The sequence below is a fragment of the Rickettsiales bacterium genome, assembly GCA_035765535.1.
Taxonomy (GTDB): domain Bacteria; phylum Pseudomonadota; class Alphaproteobacteria; order Rickettsiales; family JABCZZ01; genus JABCZZ01.
Genome location: DASTXE010000004.1, coordinates 316,843 through 338,646 on the forward strand (window position 1 = coordinate 316,843; position 21,804 = coordinate 338,646).

The window sequence follows — 21,804 nt, forward strand, 5'->3', positions numbered from 1 at the left end:
CGTCTGCCAGATTATATACTAACATCTTTCATTCCGCTTATTTATGAATATTCTATTACAAATATGAGTCTTTTCCTTAAGAAATGCGAGTTCGTCATGGGTGGGGCGGATCTTGAATCCCTGCCGGCAACCACCTGGCCGGAGATCGCGTTCGCAGGCCGCTCCAATGTCGGCAAATCCAGTATTGTCAATGCCTTGACCGGAAGGAAAACGCTTGTCAAAGTCTCCAATACGCCCGGCCGCACGCAGCAGATCAATTTTTTCCTGCTGGCCGAAGCGCTTATGCTTGTGGACCTGCCCGGTTACGGCTATGCCAAAGCCCCCAAGAAGGATGTCGCCCGCTGGACACGGCTTGTGAAAGCCTATCTTTCAGGCCGCCCCAATTTGCGCCGCGTCTGCCTTCTGATCGACTCGCGTCACGGCATTAAGGATACGGATGTGGAAATCATGAAAGAGCTGGATAAGGCAGCCGTTAACTATCAGATTATTCTTACGAAAGCCGATAAGATCAAACCGGCAGAACTTGAAAAAGTCACCGAGGAAGCTTACGCCAAAATCAAGCGCCACCCTGCCGCACATCCGGTTATTATTCAGACCAGCTCGGAAAAGGGATTAGGTATCGAAGCCCTGCGCGAAGAACTGGAAGCATTTGTATGACAACACGCGCCGACCATATCCGCAACCTCCTCCAGACCACTCTAAATCCACAAAAACTGGAAATCCGGGATGACTCCGCCAAACACGCCGGTCATGCAGGCGCAAGGCCGGAAGGAGAAACCCATTTCCGTGTGGAAATCGTTTCGGATAAATTTACCGGGCTTTCGCGCGTTGCCCGCCATCGGCTGGTGAATGAAGCGCTGGCCCCGCTTTTCCCCCAAGGGCTGCACGCGCTTGAAATTATTGCAAAATCCCCTCAGGAATAAGAGATGATAGAAACGATCGGCCTGCTGGCCGCCATTTTGACCACCGCCTGCTATATCCCGCAAGCCTTGCATGTCGTGCGCTCCCGCAATACCGGCGGCATCTCGCTGCTCGCCTATACGACCCTGTTTATCGGTATTGCGCTGTGGTTCATCTACGGCCTGTTCCTGCATGACCTGCCGCTCATGCTCGCCAACGGCATCACGCTCCCGCTGGTCGGCCTGATCATTGTCATGAAGTTACGGCACAAATAGAGCCGCTTAAATATCGGAAGACGTGAGCTTATATTTCCGCGCAAGCCGGTAATAATATAGCACGCCCACAGGCAGGCTCAGGCAGTAAAGCAGCCCGCCGACCGTAAACATCAACCAAGGCTCAATAATCACGCAGACGATAATAAGCCCTACCACAAGCATGATCGGCAGCACCCATTCATGCGTGATAATGAGTTTCTTAGCCGCAATCGTCGGGATACGGCTCGCCATCAGCACGCCCACCAGCGCCAGCCAGATCGCGCATAGCGGGGCATGGGTCCAGATGCCGTTGCCGACATAGAAGCTCGCCACCAGCGGCATGAGACCGAGCATGGCCCCGGCGGGCGCAGGCACCCCGGTAAAGAATTTCTTCTGCCAGGGTTCAATCGTTTCATCTGCCAGATTCGTGTTGAACCTTGCAAGCCGGAGCACACAGCAGACGGCAAAAAACAGCACCATTGCCCAGCCGATGCTTTTAACTTCGTTCAGGCGCCACAGATACAGCACCATGGCCGGTGAAACCCCGAAACAGACAAAATCGGACAGGGAATCCAGATGCGCGCCGAACGTGCTCGTGGAATTAAGGAACCTTGCAATACGACCATCCATGCCGTCAATGACCGCTGCAGCCACGAGTAACGTCACCGCCAGCTCGAACTTCCCGTCAATGGCAAAGCGCATGGCCGAAATACCGCAGCAAAGCCCGGCAATCGTCACCATGTTAGGAAACAGCCTGCTGACGGGGAATGCCAGCAAACGCCGTTTACCTGATTTCTGCCTGTTCATGGGAATTCCTGCAAATGCGCGCTTGGTTTATATGGCGGTAGCAATCCGGGCGGTTTCCGCGGACTGCAGATCTGCCAGCACCGTTTCACCGCCTACAGCGCGCTGCCCTGCACAAACCAGCGGCTGGCTGCCGAGCGGGAGGTAAACATCCACGCGGCTGCCAAAGCGGATAATGCCGAAGCGCTCGCCGGCTTTCACCACCTGGCCGTTTTCGAGGTCGCAAAGGATTCTGCGCGCAATCAGCCCCGCAATCTGTACGAAGCCAACGGTCTTGCCGTCTTCCGTCGTCACGGTGGCGTACTGGCGTTCATTCTCTTCACTGGCCTTGTCAAGCGATGCATTGAGGAATGCGCCCGGATGGTAATGCAGCGCGGTTACCTTCCCGGCCATCGGCACGCGGTTGACATGCACGTCGAATACATTGAGGAAAATGCTGATGCGGGTGCGTTCTTCCTGCCCGAGCCCAAGCTCCGTCGGCGGGATGACCTGCGTAATTTTCTGCACGAGACCGTCTGCAGGGCTCAGCACCAGGCCGGAGCGTGCTGGCACGGCGCGGATGGGATCGCGGAAGAAATAGGCGCACCATACGGTAAGCACAATGCCGATAAACAGCAGCGTGGAAGACATCAGGCCAACGATGGCGGTGACGACAGCGAAGATCGCGATGAAGCGCCAGCCCTCGCTGTGAATGGGAGGAATGGTTTTGCGGATCGTATAAAGTATGTTATCTTCCTCGAGCATGATTCCCCCTCGTAAACTAATCTGGCTGAGCCGGAATTTAAACGCCACAACTGCGAAATGTCAATGAGTTCCACAAACGACAAAGACAGGGCCCTCCCGGACGTTATCCTGATCGGCGCATTTCCTGAAAGCCGCACGCTGATCGAGGGCAGCGAACAGGCCGCCGTTTACGGGCTGGCGCACGCACTGCGGGCGCGTAACGACATTGCTTCGTTTCAGGTAATCGCTCTGCCACAGTCCCCTTCCACCGACTTTGCCACTGTTTCCGGAGAATGCGACGGCATCCGGGTGACCTGGCTTCGCCGCAAGCGTTTTTCTTCCGGCCTGAGGCATTTACCTTTTATTGTGCGGCAAATCCGGCAGGCACACATCCCGGTCGTGCATGTGCATGGCACAGGACTGCTGCAATGGGCGGTACTGGCTTACGCAAAACACAAACGCTGGCGAAGCGTGTGGACCTTATACGGGCTGAAAACCGAAGAAACGCTCGATGCCTACAGCCTCGCTCCCACGATGACAGGCCTGTTTCGCCATCTGTTTTATAAGAAGGTCGAGACACTCTGCATGAAAGCAGCCCCCGCGATTATTGCGGATTCACCTTATATGGCGGAACAGATCGTTCATAAAGCCGGTATCTCTAAAGAAATGATCCGCATTGTTCCTCACGGCATATTCACCGCGCAATTCCGGCCTCTGCAGAACCGGCAAAGCGCAGAACCGCAGGTCGTAAGCGTGGGAGCGCTCGTGCCGCGTAAAGGCCACCACCTGACGATCGAAGCATTCGCCCAGATGAAGCAGCGTCTACCGGATGCCCGCTTGTTTATCGCCGGCGAGATGCGCTCAGCAAGTTACTACCGGCAGTTATTCACGCTGATCGAGAAACAGGGAATGGCAGAAAGTATTGTAATCGCTGCCAATCCCTCCCGTACGCAGGTACTGGAAGCGCTCGGCAATGCCCGCATTTTCGCGCTGCACTCTAAGGACGAATCCCAGGATATGGCATTATGCGAAGCGCTGGCCGCAGGCCTGCCAGTGGTCGCCACAAAGGTAGGCGGCATTCCCTGGGTCATCGAGGACGGAAGCGACGGGCTGCTCGCGCCTTACGGCAATGTGGAGACTTTCTCCAGTCATATGCGCGCCCTGCTTACGGACAATGCGTTGCATGCGCGCATGACGGCTGCAGCAAAAACCTGTAGCCTCAGATTTGACTGGAAAAATATTGCCGATGAAGTTATGAAGGTTTACAGCAGCTTGAGGCCGTAATACACGCCCCACTTGCAGCAACCGGCACTTAAACAAGGGTTCACCATGACAAGGATCGGCTATTTCCTGTTCAATCTGCTGCTCGTCGTTGTCATTTACGCGATGGTATGGCTGAACCCCAAACCGCAGGATGCGATGCTTTATGCCATACAGAACTTTTCCGTACCCTATATCGTCCTGACCTTCCTGATGGCCTTCGCCTCCCTGCTCAGCTATTTTATCGCACACAATGATGACGTGGCCAAACAGGGGATGACATTCCTCCATGGCTGCTGGATGTCCGGCCTGGCTACCTTTATTGCTTATAAACTCATCAGCACGCACGATCTGGCGCACCTGTTCTCGCACCTGCGCTGATTCAATTCGGCAGCGTAAAAATATGGATTCTTTATAGTTGCTGCTATATCAATAGTATATTGATGTCTTGTATAAGGAAATCGCCGCGTATGATGCAGAAGCCCTGCAGCTGTAAAATCACCGCTCTGCTTCTGCTGTTATTTTCAGCAGGTCCGGCGTTCGCAGCCGATCCGGTATTGCGCCCGGAAGACGATAAGGGCATCTGGACGCTGGAATATGAAAACGACATCTTCACAGGCACCGACAGTAATTACACGAACGGCGAGCGCATGGCTTATCTCTCGCCGGAAACCACGGTTCCGGACTGGATAGAGGATATGGCCGACAGCATGCCCCTTTTCTCCAAACAGGGACATAAGCGCTGGGAAGCCGCCCTTGGGCAAAGCATGTTCACGCCCCGCGACCTGCAACACATCGCAGCGCAGGCAAATGATCGCCCCTTCGCGGGCTGGCTTTACGCAACTGCGGGGCTGATGTCAGATACGGGTTACAAGCTCGATAACCTGCAATTGACAGTCGGCATGGTCGGTCCGGCATCGCTCGCCCAGCAGACACAGCGCTGGATTCATAAAAGCGTCGTCAACGACCCGATTCCGCAAGGCTGGGCCAACCAGCTGCGTGACGAACCCGGCATTATTCTTTCCTATGAGCGCAAATGGCGTAAGCTTTATGAATCTACGCCTTTCGGCATTGGCACAGATATCACACCGAGCATGGGCATTAATCTCGGAAATATCTATACGGATGCCTCTGTCGGCGCCATGCTGCGCGTTGGCTATGACCTGCCCGCCGATTACGGCCCGCCGATCATTACCCCCAACCTCACCGGCTCGGATTTCTTCGTTCCCCAGAAAGATTTCGGCTGGTACCTGTTCACGGGCGTGCAAGGCAAGGCCGTGGGTCGCAATATCTTCCTCGACGGCAATACATTCGTCAACAGCCGCAGCGTGGATAAATATCCGTTCGTGGGCGAGCTGGAAGCCGGTATCGTCTTTACCTTCAACAGCCTGCGTGTAGGCTATACCCAGACCTTCAACACCAAGGAATTTGTCGGCCAGAAACAATATAACAATTTCGGCGCTGTTACTCTGTCTTTGCGGTATTAAGCGGAAGCAAATTGATATTTTAAACGCATAACCGTCTTCTGGAGGAAATTCACCGTCACGAGTTCCGGCGCAATAGGTGCTCCGCAAATTGCCTGCACGCGCTGCGGCATGATGCGAGGCAGGAACCGGCGTATTGAGCCGATATATTTGCGGCTGAATATGCTGCCCCACAATCCGTTAAGCGCAACCGGATAAACGGGAACGGGGTCGCGCTTGATGATAGATTCGATCCCCGTCTTGAACCTGCCCAGGCTGCCCGTATAGGTGAGTTGCCCTTCCGGAAAAATACAAATAATATCCCCCGCCTTGAGCCCGGCGGAAATCTCTTCCAGCGCGCGCGTCACGCTTTCGCGCGTCGGATCGATGGGAATAGCCCGGTTATATTTCATGAGGTAGTGGATGAAGGGCAGCTTGTAAATCTGGCCGTCGATCACAAAACGCACGGGACGCTTGCACCCCGACGCTATGATAACCCCATCAACATAGGAAACATGATTGCTGATCAGCATGGCCGGACCTGATTCCGGCAGCTGCTCGAATCCCGTATATTCAGGCCCGTAAAACGCATGGCAGAGCGTTCGAATCACCATACGGTAGAAAGGCTCGGGATTGAAAGCAAAGGGTAAATGCAACCGCGGTTCCTTTTCATGAGAGCTGATTTCCCATTTCGCCGCAGCGCAGCGAAACCGGGCACAGCATCCTATAACTACCAGAGAATTCTACACTATTTTCGAGAACCCTGCAAGCCGCGCAATGAACGTAAAATAAGGAAATCTTTGCTTTTCTTGGGCTGCTATTTATCCAGCCTAAAGCGTAATGCCAAACCTACCCAGCAGCCACAGCATCAGGAAATAAAGCGCTATGGTTACACCGCAGGAGATGGCCAGGGCCAGATAAAACCCCACACCATTACGCAATAGCACGGGCAGCAGCAGAAACATCGGAAGCGAAGGCAGCACCATCCAGAAAGTGGATTGCGCATAACCGGCCAGGCGCTCGCTATCCTTGGTTTCCTGCCACAGCCAGACCATCGCGAGCACGGAAACAAGCGGAAGCGAGGCAAGCAACGCACCTGCCGTGGTGCTGCGCTTGGCAATCTCGGAGACCGCCATAATGATAAGTCCCGACAGCATGGATTTCAGCAATAGGTGCCACATATCACATATCCTGTTGTTTCTTGTGATGCTTGTGCTCACCGTGCTGCTGTCCTTGTAGCTGCGGCTCTTGCGATGGAATCATAATTTTCGCATCTTCGCGTAGATTATCGCTGCCATCGACCACGACCATATCACCCGCCTGCACACCATCCGAAACCGCCACCGTTTCGCCTTCCGTAGCACCGAGCGTCACCTGCCGCACTTTCACGGTATTATCCGGCTGTACGAGGTAAACGAAAGTACCCTGCGACCCGTGCTGCACCGCCGCCAGCGGCATCAGCAGCACGTCTTTCTTTGTGGCGACATGGCAACGCACATTCACAAACTGGCTGGGAAACAACGCATTGTCCTCGTTAGGGAATTCCGCACGTAACTTAACCGTACCCGTGGCCGGGTCAACCTGGTTATCCACCGCTATCACAGTCCCGTCCGCAAGCTTCTTCCTGCTTTCCCTGTCCCAGGCCTCCGCCCCGATCTTCTGGTCACCCTGCGTCCGCTCCATCACCTGCGGGATATTGTCCTCAGGCACCGTGAACAAAGCCGTAATCGGCTGAAGCTGGGTAATCACGACAATGCCGTTCGCATCCGACGCATGCACGATATTGCCCTGATCCACCTGCCGCAGCCCCACCCTGCCCGAAACCGGGGCCGTGATACGCGAATAAGTAATTTGCAGTTTGGCATTATCCACCAGTCCCTGATCGTTCCTGACCGCGCCTTCATACTGCTTGACCAGTGATTGCTGCACGTCAACCTGTTGTTTTGCAATAGAGTCCTTTGCAAATAAGGCCTTATAGCGTCCGTAGTCGATCTTCGCCTCGCTAAGCAATGCCTCATCGCGCATCATCTGGCCCTGCGCCTGCAGGAGCTGCGCCTCAAAAGGCCGTGAATCGAGCTGGGCAAGCAGGTCGCCTTCCTTCACATACTGGCCTTCCTTGAAGAAAAGCTTCATCAGCTGCCCGTCCACGCGCGTGCGTACGGTCACGGTATTGGGGGGCGTAATATTACCAAGCCCGGTAAGATAAACGTCAATATCGCCTTTTTTGACCGCAACAACGGCCACGGCTACCGCCCCGCCTCGCCTTGAGGCATCGGACTTTCCGCTCTGCTCATGATGGTAAAACAGCCAGCCTGCTCCCGCAACTAAGAGCACCGCCGGTATGACGCGAGAAAGACGCATAGATCTCCAAATGACAGTTTCGTATATAACTGATACGCAGCGAGCGTATAATATATTTGCCGGGGAAGGAAATAAACTTAAACTCTAATATCGCGGGCATAAAAAAACGCGGCCTTTTGAGCCGCGTTCTTGGTAAGCTTATGCCTTTTAGGCAGTTTATTCGTCTTCGACGTATTGTTTTTCCATCTTTTCGTGGCGCTCCTGCGCTTCGATGGTCATCGTCGCAATCGGACGGGCTTCCAGACGCTTGATGCCGATTTCTTCGCCGGTTTCTTCGCAGAAACCATAGGTGCCATCTTCAATACGGCCCAGAGCAGCGTTGATTTTTTCAATCAGCTTCAGGTAACGGTTGCGCGTGCGCAGCTCGACCCCTGCATCCGTCTCCAGCGACGCACGGTCGGAAATATCCGGCTCATGCCAGTTTTCTTCCTTTAAGTGGTCGATCGTTTCGCGGGATTCGTCAATCAGCTGTTTGCGCCAGTCGATCAGTTTCTGGCGGAAATATTCCAGCTGTTTGGGGTTCATGTATTTTTCATTCTCGGTCGGTTTATATGAAGCGGCAGCCTTAGCATTCATATCCGTTAACTCCTCAAGTGATAAAAAGGACGGTGACTTATAAAGATTCTCTTGCAAAAATGCAACAAATTAAATCCAAATGCAAAAATCCCGCCGTAACCGTAAATCCGGGGTACGACGGGAAAGGCAAGTCAGGCATTCGTCATTAATGCGCTGCGATGCGATGCTTGTAGAAGCCGAAGAGGCTGATGAGCAACCAGGCTACAAGCACATAGAAGAGCGGCAGACTGCCGCCACTATGCAGCGTTATGACAACGAACAAGGCGCCCAGCACGTTAAGCAGCAGGTAATGCGTGTCCGTGACTTTCAGCTGGCCGATCACCAGCATGAAGTAGCCAAGCAGAAGGAACACGACGCCTACATAACCCATGAGGCCAATGAACGATTCCATAAAACTAATCCTTTCCTATCATTTGAGGAAGAAAGCCTTCTTCCTTCCCCTGAAGACGGGGTGGTCACCCACCCTGCTCCATTGTTGTAAATATAGCACAGTTGTCCCATAAAGTCACGGAAAATGTTGCAGTGCAGCATGGCTAGGATACAGTTATCCATTGCGCTGAAAAACTGGCCTTTGGAACTATCTGCAAAATACAGTAATTTCAGTTCTATCTATCCCTGCTCTCCAACCCGGAATTTCCAGGTGCGCGGACTGAGCGCCCTACCCAGCCTGCATCCGCCTTGCCGGTTGCCGCAGCATGGGAAGCTTCGAGCAGCGCATAACGGTCTTCCGGTAAAACACTGCGCCATTCCCCAATCTCAGAAGCAGTGGGCATACGGGTGCGCTCATTGGCCGTAAGCGATTCCTCCCCTGTCTCTCCGCCCAGTTCCCTGCGCAAAGCACGGATGCCCACGCCTTTTTCCATCCGCAACAAGTGAAGCAATCTATGTACGTCCGGTACTTCGCCACGCTCAATCATTCCTTCTATTTCCGCCGTAGCCTGTCCCGGGGGCATCCGGCGCGCAATCACGCGTGGCGCATGAGCCGTCCCGGCTTCGACCGCTTCAAACGCCTCCCGGAGCGCAACAGCACGCTCTGGCAGTGCTGCGCATATCCCTTCCTGTTCCGAAGGTAGCGCCCTGCCTTTTCCGCGTTCAATATCCGACAACCTCGCCTGTGTTGTAATGCCAGGATCACCACCGGAAGCCTGTATATGGCTTTTCACTTTTTCACCCAGCTCTCTCTGTGTTATTCCCGCCTCAAGGCGCGCAAGCCCCAGCAGTTCCCCAACCGTATTATATCCGCCCTCTGCGCCTTTTCCTTTTTCAATTCTTGTTTTGGCTTGCGCTGCTGTCAGGGTCCGAACCGAAACCGCAGACGCGGCTGGTCGTTTAGCAACTGTATCCTCGCCTGCAGCCTCCTCATGGGCTTTATCCCTTCTTTGCCGTTCTGCCGCAAATTGCGCCCGTATCAGCGCCCCCCTCGCCGGCGACAGCCGCACATATTCATCCTCCGCCTTCGGATTCACGGGAGGGCTTGAATTCTTCTCCCGGTTGCTGACAATGGAATTGGAAATGCCGAGAACAGTTCCTGCTTCCGTCTGGGATAATCCCCTCTCCTCACGAAGCAGCCGCAGAAAGTCCCCGAAGGAAGAAAATACTCCTGTATCAAGCATTACTGTGGCTGCAGCCATTTCTGCCGTCTTCTGCACGTCTGCCTGCGTAACATGCGCTGCACGTTCCGTATCCCACACACGCTCCAGATGTTCATAGACCACATCCGAGCCTGTCAGCTCCCGTAAACATGTGCTGAGCGATTCTATACGGTCGCGCGGTGGGAACTCCAGCCCCCTGCTCCAGTGATAAAAACTTGACTTGGATATCCCGGAAATTTCATACAATACCGCCAGGCTGCGCGGATAAGAATCGCCTAATGTGGTCAGAAATGTTGCAACGCTGGTAGTGGCCGTGACATCGTCTATAAACCCATCCGGCATTTTCGGGTATTTATAAAGATGGTCAAAATGCGCTGCGATATCTTCGCCGTAATTCGTTCTGAGATAGCCCAGAATATGTTTTTGGGTATCAAACTGAAAAGTGGCTTTCTCAGTATGGCCTTTAAATCCTCCGCCGACCTTCAGCACCTTGCCGAGCGTCTTGGCCGGTAGTCCTGTCAAAGCCGGCAGCAAGCCCAGAAAACTCTCCAATGTATCCGTCTCCAGCATACGTGCTTTTGTTGCCTGCACGAGGTCTTCACGCGTAACAGTAACTGCCCCAGTTCTGCCGGATGAAGCAGGCCTGCCTCTCCCCCCGCCGGGAACCGGATGACTTCTGCCGCCCGAGGGAGGCTGCGCTGCAACCCTCGCTGCCCGGGCTACTTCCCTTTCCCTCTCCACCTCTTCCTTCCGTGCTGCTGCACAAAGTCTTTCAAAATTACGCGTGACAAAAAAATGCGCCCCCACTTTTTCCAAATAATCATTGATGCCGCGCATGGTAGTCCGGCTTACTGGCTGCCCCTGTGCAATCGCTACTCTTTCCGCCGCAGATTGACCAAATGCCGCAACTGGTGTGCCGGAGAGCCTTGATAATCCTGCATAAAACTCCGGAAGCGTTTCACTTTCCATCATGACCGTGAAGGCGGTGTCGCGCCGTAACCATTCCCGCAATGCCGCTTCCTGATTATCCAGCCGCGCATTATCCTCATAGACGGAATGATCCGCTTCGCTTTGCGCCTCATCTTCGGGAATGACGCCGCGATTTCTGGCTTCATCATATCTTTTCCACGATGCTTTTTCCTGGTTTCTTCTTACCCTGTCAACCGCCTGTCTTTCCGCGATGCGTCTTTGATGCTGCTGCTCTGCCACAACTGCAGAGCATAATACATGAAAATTGGTCAGCACCGACTCCCGGTGCTGATGCCCTCTGAGATACTGACCAATAGCGTCCAGCGCATCCATGGAAGGTAAATCTCCATGCCTCAGGGCGGATTTATCCGTCGCTTCCCGGGCAAAAGAGATGATGGGGCGGTCGCTGAAAGCATCGAAATGTTCATAAAACTCCCCAAGCGTTACACTCCGTGACATCCCCGTCAGCGCATTATCGCGCCGTATCCAGTCCTGCAACCCTGCCTCTTCCGCATCCAGTACGGCATTATAGGCTCTTATCTCCAGATCGGTCTGCCGATCTAATTGCTTTTGATCCGCCTTTTCTAGTGCTTCAACCTCACGCCATATATTCTTGGGTTTCGTTTTTCTGCTCTCTGCTTCATGCTTGCGCCAGGTGCTTTCCGCTTCCCTTCCTATTCTCGCCGCAACTCGTCTCTCTTCCTGCTGGCGTAGCCGCTCTAATCGCCGCTGCTCACGCTGCAATGCGCCATCCGCTCGCGTGTCTCTGCCTGCAGGCACCTCCTGCTCCGCAGAAAGCTCCGTTTGTGAAAAATTTCGGCGGTATTCAGCCAGCATATCTTCCGTGAATACCATAACAGGAAGATCACCGCGCCGTTCATAAGCCGCCATAGCTGCATTATATAATCGTTGGCCCATTCCCGAATTGGCATAAGCTATTTCATCACGCAGAAATTCTGCAAAGGCGGGGGAAGGAACCATTTTACCTTTTTCAATCATCCATAGCTCAGTCCGCTTGAACTTTTCCAGTTCCCTGAGATGGTGACTGCGCGCAAACTCCAGATGATCTCCATTCAAAAGCTCGCGCATCATGCGTATGAAATTTGCAACGCGGAACTGTGCCAGATCTTCATCACCGAAATGAAGGACGGGACTGTCATTACGCGCTTCGTAACTCGCCATGGCTGAACGGAAAACACGTTCGCCTGTTCCCGAAGACTTATAAGCTATTTCATCACGCAGTAATTCCGCGAAGGCAGGAGATGGAACCATTGTGCCATTTTCGACTTGTTCCAGTGTTTCCCAGGGAAATGAAATCACGTCAAAATGATGCCGCCGGGCAAAGCCCGCATAATCCCCCTCTCCTCTCAGAGTCGCGAGTAATTCCTTAAAAGCCATAAAAAGCTATGCACATTCGGGTACATAGCCATCGTAGCTTACAACCGTTAAATTTTGATTAAGCTATTGCTCAGCAGGATGAGGGAAGAGGCGTTGTGCCTCTTCCCTGCCCGTGCCTAGAAATCGTGAGCCACGATGAACTTGAACAGAACCGGCGGAGTCAGCTGGTTACCATTCACGTTCTGATAAACCGGAATGCCCACATCGCCGTATAATTTCAGGCTATACAAGTCATATTCAACACCTGGCGAGACGACCAGCCGCGTATAGCCACTATTATCCGGATCGGAAGCGCCGCCGCTGTCGCGTTGCCGGTCGGAGCCGATAATCTGTAAAAGCGGGGAAAACTTACCATACCCTGCGATACTACCGGCTTCATAATAAATTCCCGCTGCCGCGCTGAATTCATCTCCGGGCCGGTAATCGCTCTGCGTAAGAAATGCATGTTCCCACTGGCCGTTGACGAACCAGGAGAGTTTCTGGCTGAACGCAAAGCGGTCCTGATGATAGGCCCCAAGCAACAAATCCGTGCTGCCGGAACCAATCGCCGTATCCCGGTCGAACCCGGTGACGCTATGATCGCCGGTGGGTAGCTTCAGGCCGAATTTCAAACCCGTGGACATATCGTCTGAAATTCCGGTGTAGATGCCTTCGACCTTGATATCCCCCAGCCCATCATCTTTGAAACTCTGCATGGCTCCGCCATCCTCTGTCCGGTAATAACGACGGACATAAGGCACGGTTGTCTCCACTCCCCAGCTGCGGTTGAACATATATTCCGCACCCGCCGTATAATACTGCGTGCGCAGGCGCTTGTCGTCATTACCCGCTTCCGGGGCGACTTTGCTGCCGCTCCAGTTGATTTCCTGGTTCATGAAATCATATTCGAGCCAGGCTCGTCCGCCCTGCCCGTCCGGCAGCATCGATCCGGTTCCGACCTCAAACACTCCGCACCCGCAGGCACAGGCCATCGCCATGCCGGGAACCGAAGCCAGCATGAGCGTCATCAACGATAATTTCTTCAACATGAATTTCTCCTGAAAATTCAATAATAATGGAAATACACATGCCGTTTCACTGACATGCGTCATATATTTTCAGATTCAGGAGAGGAATGGGGGCGAGCGCGGTGAAACATTGGCAAAAACTGCCTGCCTGCCGGAAGGCGGAACATAAAAAGGCGTAATCTCTGCCGGAATATAAACCGCTTGCGGTGCTAAAACTGGCAAGGCAGGAGAAAATGACGCTATCGCGCCGCTGGCGAACGGACATAATTCGTGAAGAACCGGTTTATTACCCTGCCCGTCTTCATGATGATGGTGGTGGTGATGTCCGCTTGCAGCCTCATGCGAAAAGCCATCGCATGCAACAAGAGGAAATATACCCCTGCCCTGACCAGAGAAATCCGGCATATAGCCAACGGGGATCAGGCTGCGTGTGACCACCGCTAAAAGCAGCATCCATAGCAAGAATGTGCCAACCAATCTGCTTGTATTCAGGAAAGAATTGCGGTCAGCAGGCCGCATCCCTTTAGTCGTCGAAGACGTCAGGTTCATCGCGAAGGCCAGCAGGCCGAAGCGGGAACGTCTTAACATTTACTTCATCAACTCCTTGAATGCCTCACCCAGCCCATCGATCCGCTTGCGCACCGTATCTCCCAGCAGATCCTGCGATTCTTCATTGAAGGCCACTTCCAGCCTTCCCTTCCTGAGCGCGAGCGACACATTATTGAGATTCCCTGCCATAGCGCCGGAAAGCTGGAATGCAAGATTGGCCGCAATGCCTACCGTCCTTGCCCATGCCCTATCCTTCTCTTTTATCAGGGAAACAATCTGGGAGTTATTCTTGAGTTTATGCTGGTAACGATGATAAAGCGCAAGTGCGAGCGTCACGCGTTCCGGATGGGAAAGTCCGGTGATTGTAGATTGAATGATACGGTTAAACGCCCACTCCGCCCGGTAATCCGGATGGATGCGCCACGCAAGCTCACTCAGGATACAGGCTGCCAGCCTCAAACGTTTCTCGCTGTCGCTTTCGCGCCCGAATATCGGTGACATCCAGTTGAACAGCTCGCGCGCATAGCCCGGAACCCTGCCATTTTGCGATGCAAGGTCCGTACAGGATGCAATCAGGGAATCTTCATTACGCACATAAGGCGTGAGCCTTTCATAGAGATACCCTTCCCTGATGCCGCTTGAGCAGAACACAACATCCGCCGGATGGGTAATCTCTAAAATACGGTCCAGCACCTGTGCTGCGGGCACGAGCGACTCCACGCGCTTGGCCGGTGCTCCCGGCATTTTTGCCAGTACTTCCGGTGATGCGTGAATAATATCTTTCAGGAATTTGCGCATCGCTGGTGTCTTGACCGTATAATGGTGCACGATCTCCAGCGGATAATCCTGCCTGCGCATATGGATATGGGCAAGCGCACGGAAACTGCCTCCCACCGCATAAAAATGCTTCGGCTTAAGACCCGGGAGCCACGTTTCTTCATCCAGCGCTTTGGCAATAATTTTTCCGGTTTTTAGCCTGTCTTCCTTGGCTGTGTCGAGCAAGCGCAACGGCCCGATAGGAATAGTCGTCTGCTCGCCGATAAGACCGTCATCCACCCCGATCAGCTCAATACTGCCGCCGCCCAGATCACCGGCAAGGCCGGAAGCTTTATAAATGGAAGAAAATACGCCCGCAGCTGCAAGCTGCGCTTCCTTGCGACCGGAAATCACGGTAATATTCAGGCGATATTTGCGCTCCAGGCTTTCCACGAATTCCGTGCCGTCGGACGCATCACGCACGGCTGCTGTGGCAATGACCTGCAGTTCCACCACATCCATAATACGCACAAGCGCAAGAAAACGCTTGATGGAAGATTCCGCCAGTGCCTTGCCTTCCGGGTTCAGCTTTCCTGAAATGGCAAGCCCTTTGCCCAATCCGCACAATATCTTCTCATTGAAAATCGGCAGCGGTGTGCGCTTGATCGCATCGTAAATCACCAGCCGTACGGAATTAGAGCCGATATCGATAACCCCCAGCCTGCCCTCATGCGGCATTTCCCCGGAATGGCGTCTTGTGTCCTGATGATAAGGTATATGCATTTTTTACTCCGCCTTATGTCCGTCCAGCTGTTTATCCATACGCTCATGAAAATACTGGATGATCGTCGCTGCCGTTTCTTCAACCGAACGACGCGTGACATCAATCACCGGCCATTTATTTTTGTGGTATAGCCTGCGCGAAGCCAGAATTTCTTCCTGCACTCGTTCGGAGTCCACATAATTCGTATCTTCATCCTGCTTGAGCGATTGCAGGCGCGAGCGCCGTATCTGGATAAGCCGGTCAGGGCTGATCGTGAGCCCGACGACTAACGGTTTGGTTAGCCCTTCAAGATCGGCCGGTAAAGGACACCCGCCGACAAAAGGCACATTCGCCGCCTTGAAACCGCGATGCGCCAGATATACGCAGGTCGGCGATTTGGAAGTGCGCGATACGCCGACCAATACGATATCCGCTTCCTGCAGATCCCATGTGGCCTGCCCGTCATCATGCGCAAGCGTAAAATTAATCGCTTCCACGCGGGAGAAATATTTTTCATCCAGCTCATGCTGACGGCCCGGCAATAATGAGCTTTCAACGCCAAGATAAGAAGTAAGTTCGGAAAGTATCTGCGCCAGGATCGGAATACACGGCAGAGAAAGCTTCAGGCATTCCGCCTTCAGACGGTCACGTAATTCTTTATTCACCAGCGTATACATGACCACGCCGGGATTGGCGCGGATACCTGCAATCACTTTATCCAACTGGGCCGGAGTACGCACAAGCGACCAGATATGCTCATCCGCTTCCACGCCATCAAACTGGACGATGGCCGCGCGCGCCACGCTGCTGACAGTTTCTCCGGTCGAATCCGAAACCAGATGCAGGTGAAATTCTTTCATATCCACAGCCTGTGTATAAATACCGTTTTCCGTTGATAAGTCCTGAAACAGCCTTACCCGGAATTTCTTATACACATTTCCCCTTATTTCATAAATACAATTATCCACCTGTGTATGGAAAAGCGTAACGGTGCATTAATGGCGTGGATAAGAAAATCCTGTCAGTTTTCCGCAAATTTATTAACATCAATAACAGTTATATTGATCAATAATTTAGGGAAACAATTATCATAATTATCCACAGGATTTCATAGCGCATAATTCTGTGGATAATATTGTCAGGAAATAGGGGATAGAAAATAATCCCCGTTGCGCCTATAGATAATCTATCTACTACCACTTTAAGAATTATTTTTTATATTTATGTTAGACACACTTATGCACCGTGCCATCAGGCATGAACAGATTCCTCATTTTCCTTTTTGGCTCATGCGGCAGGCAGGCAGGTATTTACCGGAATACCGTGCTATCAGGGAAAAGGCAGGTGGTTTTCTCAATATGTGCTATAACCCGGATATGGCATCGGAAGTCACGCTTCAGCCAATCAGACGTTTCGACATGAGCGCAGCCATTATCTTTTCCGATATTCTCGTCATTCCCCATGCCATGGGAGTAGATGTCAGGTTCGAACAGGGTGAGGGACCTAAGCTTCAGAAAACGCTGGAATACGATAAGGCAAAACAACTCAATACCGACATTGCCAAACATATTGAACCTGTTTGCGAAGCGCTTCGAAAAACAAGAGCGCAGCTGGATAAATCCAAATCACTGATCGGGTTTTGCGGAGCACCCTGGACGGTTGCAAGTTATATGGTGGAAGGCGGTGGCAGCCGTGACTATGAAAATGTACGTGGGTTTGCAAGGCGGGAAGAAAAAACTTTTGCATTAATTATTGAAAAAATAGTTGAAAGTTCAATATTTTATATTTCAAGTCAGGTGAGGGCAGGAGCGGATATCATCCAGATTTTCGATTCCTGGGCGGGAGTATTATCCGAAGACGAATATCAAAAATGGGTGATTGCGCCGACTCAGAAACTGGTGAATAGCTTCAAGGCACTGCATCCAGATATTCCGGTCATCGGTTTTCCGCGCGGTTCAGGAGTTAAATATCAGGAATTTGCCGAACAGGTTCCGGTCGATGTTATAGGCATCGATGTCCAGACACCCCTTAAATGGGCTTTAAATGCCATCAGGAAGCCTTTGCAGGGTAATCTTGACCCGGTGGTACTCATGCATGATAAGAACACGTCTGTGGAGCAAACAAAACGCATTCTGGATGAAATGCAGGGCAGGGCGTTCATCTTCAATCTCGGTCACGGTATTTTACAACATACGCCGATTGAAAATGTCGAAGCGATCTGTGAAACGATTAAAAATCATTCCAGCTAATTGTTTATCGAACATGCATAGCGAGGCAGTAGCCGAGCCTCTTTAGTCGCCGTAGGCGTCAGGTTCATTGCGAAGCCAGCAGGCCGAAGCAGGAACGAAACAACAAATTACTACTTTGGATTCACGACAGCTGGCCGGTTAAGACCCAATACGCCATCGGTCTTATATTCCAGGAAGTTATACGTGCTAAGCAGAAGAATGGCCGACCATAAAATGGCAATGGCCGGAAAAAGACTGCGCTGGAAAGAAAACGCATCCGCGATTTCCTTTTCTTCCTTTTCGTCGTGTATTTCCCAGTCTTTGAAGATGAAATAACTTTCAAGCTCCTTCATAAGCTCATAGTCCTTGAGTGCCTTGATTTCCTTGTAAAGTGCTTTTTCCTTCATATGCCAGTCATGCACAATGACTTCCGCCTTGCGTACGGCACTGGTGATAATATTGGCAAAGAACATGGCAGTCGTGGAAAAAATCACCGTCAGCAACAATACGATCTGCGGATCCTTGTAGGTGAAAATAATAGCAAAGGCGATGACGAGCGAAGCTTCAATGATGATAAGCCAGAGCATGCGGGCGCTGATAAGGCGGGATTCATGGACATCTTCACTGCGATAGTGATGAAGCCTTGACAAGAAATGCGCTCTGATGTCATCCATAATGGACCTGCCTTCCCTTTAAAATACCAAGAAATGTAATTAAAATCAATGCGCAAGAACCCTACCATACTGATTACCAATGATGACGGAATCCAGGCTCCCGGCCTGAAAGTGCTCGAAAAGATCGCCGCTCAGCTCTCGGATGACATCTGGGTTGTGGCGCCGGAAGTGGAGCAGAGCGGGGCAGGGCATTCGCTTACCATCAACTCGCCTATGCGCTACCGGAAGGTCTCAGCCCGGCGTTTTGCCGTAAGCGGAACTCCCACCGATTGCGTGCTTATGGCTACCTGCGAGATCATTCCGGAAAAAGTCGATCTAGTGCTTTCCGGCGTAAACCGCAGCAAAAATATCGGCGAAGATGTGACGCATTCAGGAACCGTGGCAGGTGCGCTGGAGGGGACATTGTGCGGTATACGCTCGATCGCGCTCTCGCAATCCATGGATTTCATGAGCCCGGATGCCAAGGTTCACTGGAAAACCGCTGAAGAACATGGGCCAAAACTGATCAGGAAACTGCTGACCCAGGAATGGGAGCCAGATACGCTTTTCAACGTGAATTTCCCCGACTGTGCGTCGGAAAAAGTAAAGGGAATCAAATGCGTGGCCCATGGAAAACGCCATGTTCCCAAACAGCTTACGAAGAATATCGATCCGAAGGGACGGCCCTATTTCTGGCTGAACTGGCCGGAAGAAGGGGCCGATCCTCGCCGTCCGGATTGCGATATTGAGTGGTTGAGGCAGGATTATATTACGGTCACGCCGATATGCCTTGATATGACCAACTATAATTTGCTAAAAAGGCTCAAAAACACGCTGGAAAAATGAACTCCTCCGATACATTGCCGGAACGTATCCGCCTGTTGATGAAGCTGCGCACCAGCGGTGTGACGGATACGCGCGTTCTTTCGGCCATCGAGCATATTCCCCGCGAAATATTCGTTTCCGAAGCCTTTCGCGATAAAGCTTACGAAGATACGGCACTGCCGATCGATTCCGGCCAGACCATCAGCCAGCCAAGCATTGTGGCATGGATGACCTGGGCGCTGCAGGTCGGCGACCGCATGCGTGTGCTGGAAATCGGCACAGGCTCAGGCTATCAGGCGGCGGTACTCTCCAAACTCTGCCGCATGGTGTATTCCATCGAACGCCACCGGGACCTGCTTGCCGTGGCGGAAGCACGCTTCAAGGAACTGCGGATCAGCAATATCATGACGCAGGCAGGGGACGGCTCCAAAGGCTGGAAAATCGCGGCTCCGTTTGACCGTATTATCGTCACTGCCGCCGCCCATGCCGTACCTGCTGCACTGCTCGACCAGCTGGCGGAAGGCGGTATCATGGTGATTCCGGTAGGTAGCAGCACAGAGCAGATTTTATTGCGCATTGAAAAGACACCGGAAGGCATCCGCCAGCAGCATCTGATGTCGGTACGTTTCGTGCCGCTGATCGAAGGCGGAATCCCGCAGGGAAAAACGAGCCGCAGTCTGCCTCCGGCTGCGTAAGCATTATCTTATCGGCCACGTCTGCGGGATCCGGAAGAATCCTGGGAATTCAGTATATCATGTGCGGCATTTATGATATCTGCCAAATTCCATGCGGCACGAATGTCTGCCTCGGTCGAGGTCCTATCAATGGGACGCATTTCCCTGTATCGCTGAGCAAATGATTTTCCACCCATTTCTTCCGCATAATGCCCTACGCTCAGTGAAAGTTCTATAGCTCCTCTGTCGCCCAGAGGCATGTTGTCCACTTCCAGTTCACCCGTTGCATTGCGTGTAGCGACACGATGTGTGCCATTCGGGCCGATCATATCGATATCCAAAGGCGTCAGATCGGGTTTTCCTGTATTCGGATCATACCGCAATACCAGAACTTTCGGACCGGAAAGATGATAGGTAATCTCACCGTCTTCCTGGCCGGGATTGGCGGTAACCCGCAATTCATCCGTAAACTGGAAAGCACGCACAGGGTTATCCAGCCGTGTATAACGTGTCGCTTCGGTAATCCCGGTCAGAATAGCATCCGCAATCTGTTTGCGTTCTTCACGACCCGGGGGTTTAAGGGGCACATCCTGATCGGAAGTATCGCGGAAAATATGAAGATTATCAGTAAGGTAATCCAGTAGCTCCCTACGCTCCGCATCGTTCAGCGATGTAAGATTGCGCCGCGCCGATGCTATGCCGGACTGCGGATTTGCTGTATTATCGAGGGTATTGGTACTGTTGAATAATTGCTCGCGCTGCTGTGCCAGTGCAGCGGGGTCCTCACCTTCAGGGCTAAAATTGCCGCTACTTCCAAAAGGGTAAACATCTATTTTGGCTAATATTTCTTTCAGTGCGTCCAAACTTTCCGCATGCTCGATATCCCGTATATTGCCAACGCATATTCTGGTTCCCGCCGGAACATTTTTATGCGGCATTTCCGCAGTCTTGAAACCGGACATCCAGTAAGGAACATCAACGGAAAGCTGGAAGACATCCCTTTGTTTTCCATAAGAAACCAGGGTAACTCCGGCATCATCTCCAAGGGCCTCCAGCGCAGCGATCATGGAATCGCGTTTAATCGTCAGCATAACATTTCACATTCAGGTTATCTGACTATGAATATCACAGAGTGATTAATTATGTGTTACTGGCGGCCGCAGAAGAATGCCGGAACGCCATCAGAACATGAAGGGTTTGGGCATGCGGAATGCAGGAATCAGCGGTGCACTGGCATCATGCAGGACATTGCGGTATAACATATTGTTAAGCTTACGATATTCCACCAGCTTGCCAAGTCCTGCCTGGCCTGTTTTGCCCGGAACCACATGCTCCAGTGCCAGCAACCTTCCGCCTTCGCGCAACTGGTCGCTGAAGCTTTGGGGAATGAACTCGACAGCGCCTTCCACAATAATCACGTCATACGGTGCGCGCACGGAAACACCTTCAACGAGCGGTGACTGTACGCATTCGATATTGCTGTAGGAAGCAAGTAAACCTTTGGCTTTGCCTGCAAGTTCAGCATCTTCTTCCAGTGCTACAACCTTTTGAGCCAGCTTGGAAAGCACAGCGGAGGAATAACCGGTGCCACAGGCGACATCCAGCACGGTCTCGTTCTTGCCGATCTGCGCGTATTTCAGGATGCGTGCAAATACGAGCGGTTCCATGAGGAAGCGGCCGTTGCCGATGGAGATATCCTCGTCCACATACGCTACCTGTTTGAAGATTTCCGGAACGAAAAGCTCACGCTCCACGCTTTCCAGCGCCACAATGATTTCCTCGACGTTCACGTCACCCGTCATGATCTGGCCGGTTATCATATGGCCGCGGGGGTTATTCTGCTGCGATATTGTCATAAGCACCTCTTTTACCCCATTCTATGGCACAGGCCCGGCGCGTTTGCAACGTACATGGTGTGATTGCGGGCGAGTATTTTTTCGAGTACAACCTGCATTGTTAGGATTTTTCATAAATATTAGCACCTTGTAGGGAGAACGCAATGACACATTTTGTAGCTGTAATGGCATATTATGTAGGTTTGGACGTATC

24 protein-coding genes are annotated in these 21,804 nt (G+C 52.4%); 9 read left to right on the forward strand and 15 right to left on the reverse strand.

Features of this window, described 5'->3' with window-relative positions:
• The first annotated feature begins 63 nt into the window (after positions 1-63).
• The 3 genes from yihA to VFT64_07405 are packed head-to-tail and all read left to right on the forward strand — an operon-like array spanning position 64 to position 1,175.
• Complete coding sequence (gene yihA / locus VFT64_07395) at positions 64-657, forward strand: ribosome biogenesis GTP-binding protein YihA/YsxC (protein HEU5047650.1); 594 nt, start codon at positions 64-66, stop codon at positions 655-657.
• Positions 654-923, forward strand: coding sequence for a BolA family protein (locus VFT64_07400; GenBank protein HEU5047651.1), 270 nt, complete (start codon positions 654-656; stop codon positions 921-923). The genes yihA and VFT64_07400 overlap by 4 nt, the downstream gene beginning before the upstream one ends.
• A 3-nt stretch (positions 924-926) precedes the next feature.
• Positions 927-1,175 carry a SemiSWEET transporter gene (locus VFT64_07405; GenBank protein HEU5047652.1) on the forward strand — a complete coding sequence of 83 codons (249 nt, stop codon included), beginning with the start codon at positions 927-929 and terminating at the stop codon, positions 1,173-1,175.
• 6 nt (positions 1,176-1,181) lie between these two features.
• Here the strand turns inward: VFT64_07405 and pssA are convergent, their stop codons facing one another.
• Together pssA and VFT64_07415 are read right to left on the reverse strand one after the other, a co-directional pair.
• Positions 1,182-1,961, reverse strand: a complete 780-nt coding sequence (pssA, locus tag VFT64_07410; GenBank protein HEU5047653.1) for a CDP-diacylglycerol--serine O-phosphatidyltransferase — start codon at positions 1,959-1,961, stop codon at positions 1,182-1,184.
• 27 nt (positions 1,962-1,988) lie between these two features.
• Positions 1,989-2,702: a phosphatidylserine decarboxylase gene (locus VFT64_07415; GenBank protein ID HEU5047654.1), complete on the reverse strand. Its 714-nt coding sequence runs from the start codon at positions 2,700-2,702 to the stop codon at positions 1,989-1,991.
• Between the two features lie 63 nt (positions 2,703-2,765).
• Here VFT64_07415 and VFT64_07420 point away from each other — a divergent pair, with 63 nt between their 5' ends.
• The 3 genes from VFT64_07420 (at position 2,766) to VFT64_07430 (ending at position 5,428) form a co-directional block, all read left to right on the forward strand.
• Positions 2,766-3,965 carry a glycosyltransferase family 4 protein gene (locus VFT64_07420; GenBank protein ID HEU5047655.1) on the forward strand — a complete coding sequence of 400 codons (1,200 nt, stop codon included), beginning with the start codon at positions 2,766-2,768 and terminating at the stop codon, positions 3,963-3,965.
• A 45-nt stretch (positions 3,966-4,010) separates the two neighbouring features.
• A complete protein-coding gene (locus VFT64_07425) occupies positions 4,011-4,322 on the forward strand; it encodes a hypothetical protein (GenBank protein HEU5047656.1) in 312 nt (103 codons plus the stop codon).
• An 89-nt stretch (positions 4,323-4,411) separates the two neighbouring features.
• Positions 4,412-5,428 carry a lipid A deacylase LpxR family protein gene (locus VFT64_07430; protein ID HEU5047657.1) on the forward strand — a complete coding sequence of 339 codons (1,017 nt, stop codon included), beginning with the start codon at positions 4,412-4,414 and terminating at the stop codon, positions 5,426-5,428.
• On the opposite strand, the gene VFT64_07435 is transcribed toward VFT64_07430, so the two are convergent.
• From VFT64_07435 to VFT64_07480, 10 genes are all read right to left on the reverse strand, one after another.
• The gene (locus VFT64_07435) at positions 5,425-6,060 is read right to left on the reverse strand and encodes a 1-acyl-sn-glycerol-3-phosphate acyltransferase (GenBank protein HEU5047658.1); all 636 of its coding nucleotides are present in this window, start codon (positions 6,058-6,060) and stop codon (positions 5,425-5,427) included. The two genes, VFT64_07430 and VFT64_07435, sit on opposite strands and share 4 nt — an antisense overlap.
• A gap of 174 nt (positions 6,061-6,234) precedes the next feature.
• Positions 6,235-6,585 carry a DUF3147 family protein gene (locus tag VFT64_07440; protein ID HEU5047659.1) on the reverse strand — a complete coding sequence of 117 codons (351 nt, stop codon included), beginning with the start codon at positions 6,583-6,585 and terminating at the stop codon, positions 6,235-6,237.
• 1 nt (position 6,586) lies between these two features.
• A complete protein-coding gene (locus VFT64_07445) occupies positions 6,587-7,765 on the reverse strand; it encodes an MdtA/MuxA family multidrug efflux RND transporter periplasmic adaptor subunit (protein ID HEU5047660.1) in 1,179 nt (392 codons plus the stop codon).
• A 156-nt stretch (positions 7,766-7,921) separates the two neighbouring features.
• Positions 7,922-8,341, reverse strand: coding sequence for an RNA polymerase-binding protein DksA (gene dksA / locus VFT64_07450; GenBank protein ID HEU5047661.1), 420 nt, complete (start codon positions 8,339-8,341; stop codon positions 7,922-7,924).
• 145 nt (positions 8,342-8,486) lie between these two features.
• Positions 8,487-8,732, reverse strand: a complete 246-nt coding sequence (locus VFT64_07455) for a hypothetical protein (GenBank protein ID HEU5047662.1) — start codon at positions 8,730-8,732, stop codon at positions 8,487-8,489.
• A gap of 214 nt (positions 8,733-8,946) precedes the next feature.
• Positions 8,947-12,300 (reverse strand): helix-turn-helix transcriptional regulator, encoded by a 3,354-nt coding sequence (locus VFT64_07460; protein ID HEU5047663.1) that lies wholly within the window; start codon positions 12,298-12,300, stop codon positions 8,947-8,949.
• A 116-nt stretch (positions 12,301-12,416) separates the two neighbouring features.
• The gene (locus VFT64_07465) at positions 12,417-13,328 is read right to left on the reverse strand and encodes a hypothetical protein (protein HEU5047664.1); all 912 of its coding nucleotides are present in this window, start codon (positions 13,326-13,328) and stop codon (positions 12,417-12,419) included.
• Positions 13,329-13,403: 75 nt separating this feature from the next.
• Positions 13,404-13,895 carry a DUF2946 family protein gene (locus VFT64_07470; GenBank protein HEU5047665.1) on the reverse strand — a complete coding sequence of 164 codons (492 nt, stop codon included), beginning with the start codon at positions 13,893-13,895 and terminating at the stop codon, positions 13,404-13,406.
• Complete coding sequence (locus VFT64_07475; protein HEU5047666.1) at positions 13,896-15,395, reverse strand: Ppx/GppA family phosphatase; 1,500 nt, start codon at positions 15,393-15,395, stop codon at positions 13,896-13,898.
• 3 nt (positions 15,396-15,398) lie between these two features.
• Positions 15,399-16,235 (reverse strand): pyruvate, water dikinase regulatory protein, encoded by an 837-nt coding sequence (locus tag VFT64_07480; protein HEU5047667.1) that lies wholly within the window; start codon positions 16,233-16,235, stop codon positions 15,399-15,401.
• 363 nt (positions 16,236-16,598) lie between these two features.
• Here VFT64_07480 and hemE point away from each other — a divergent pair, with 363 nt between their 5' ends.
• Positions 16,599-17,624, forward strand: coding sequence for a uroporphyrinogen decarboxylase (gene hemE, locus VFT64_07485; GenBank protein ID HEU5047668.1), 1,026 nt, complete (start codon positions 16,599-16,601; stop codon positions 17,622-17,624).
• 110 nt (positions 17,625-17,734) lie between these two features.
• Here hemE and VFT64_07490 read toward each other — a convergent pair whose 3' ends face one another.
• Positions 17,735-18,277 (reverse strand): hypothetical protein, encoded by a 543-nt coding sequence (locus tag VFT64_07490; GenBank protein HEU5047669.1) that lies wholly within the window; start codon positions 18,275-18,277, stop codon positions 17,735-17,737.
• Between the two features lie 48 nt (positions 18,278-18,325).
• On the opposite strand from VFT64_07490, the gene surE reads away from it, so the two are divergent.
• Both surE and VFT64_07500 read left to right on the forward strand, forming a co-directional pair.
• Entirely contained in the window at positions 18,326-19,102 is a 777-nt protein-coding gene (gene surE, locus VFT64_07495) for a 5'/3'-nucleotidase SurE (GenBank protein ID HEU5047670.1), read from the forward strand.
• A complete protein-coding gene (locus tag VFT64_07500) occupies positions 19,099-19,776 on the forward strand; it encodes a protein-L-isoaspartate(D-aspartate) O-methyltransferase (GenBank protein ID HEU5047671.1) in 678 nt (225 codons plus the stop codon). The genes surE and VFT64_07500 overlap by 4 nt, the downstream gene beginning before the upstream one ends.
• A gap of 8 nt (positions 19,777-19,784) precedes the next feature.
• On the opposite strand, the gene VFT64_07505 is transcribed toward VFT64_07500, so the two are convergent.
• Both VFT64_07505 and VFT64_07510 read right to left on the reverse strand, forming a co-directional pair.
• The gene (locus VFT64_07505; protein HEU5047672.1) at positions 19,785-20,846 is read right to left on the reverse strand and encodes a hypothetical protein; all 1,062 of its coding nucleotides are present in this window, start codon (positions 20,844-20,846) and stop codon (positions 19,785-19,787) included.
• 90 nt (positions 20,847-20,936) lie between these two features.
• A complete protein-coding gene (locus VFT64_07510) occupies positions 20,937-21,611 on the reverse strand; it encodes a protein-L-isoaspartate O-methyltransferase (protein HEU5047673.1) in 675 nt (224 codons plus the stop codon).
• Positions 21,612-21,804 lie beyond the last annotated feature (193 nt).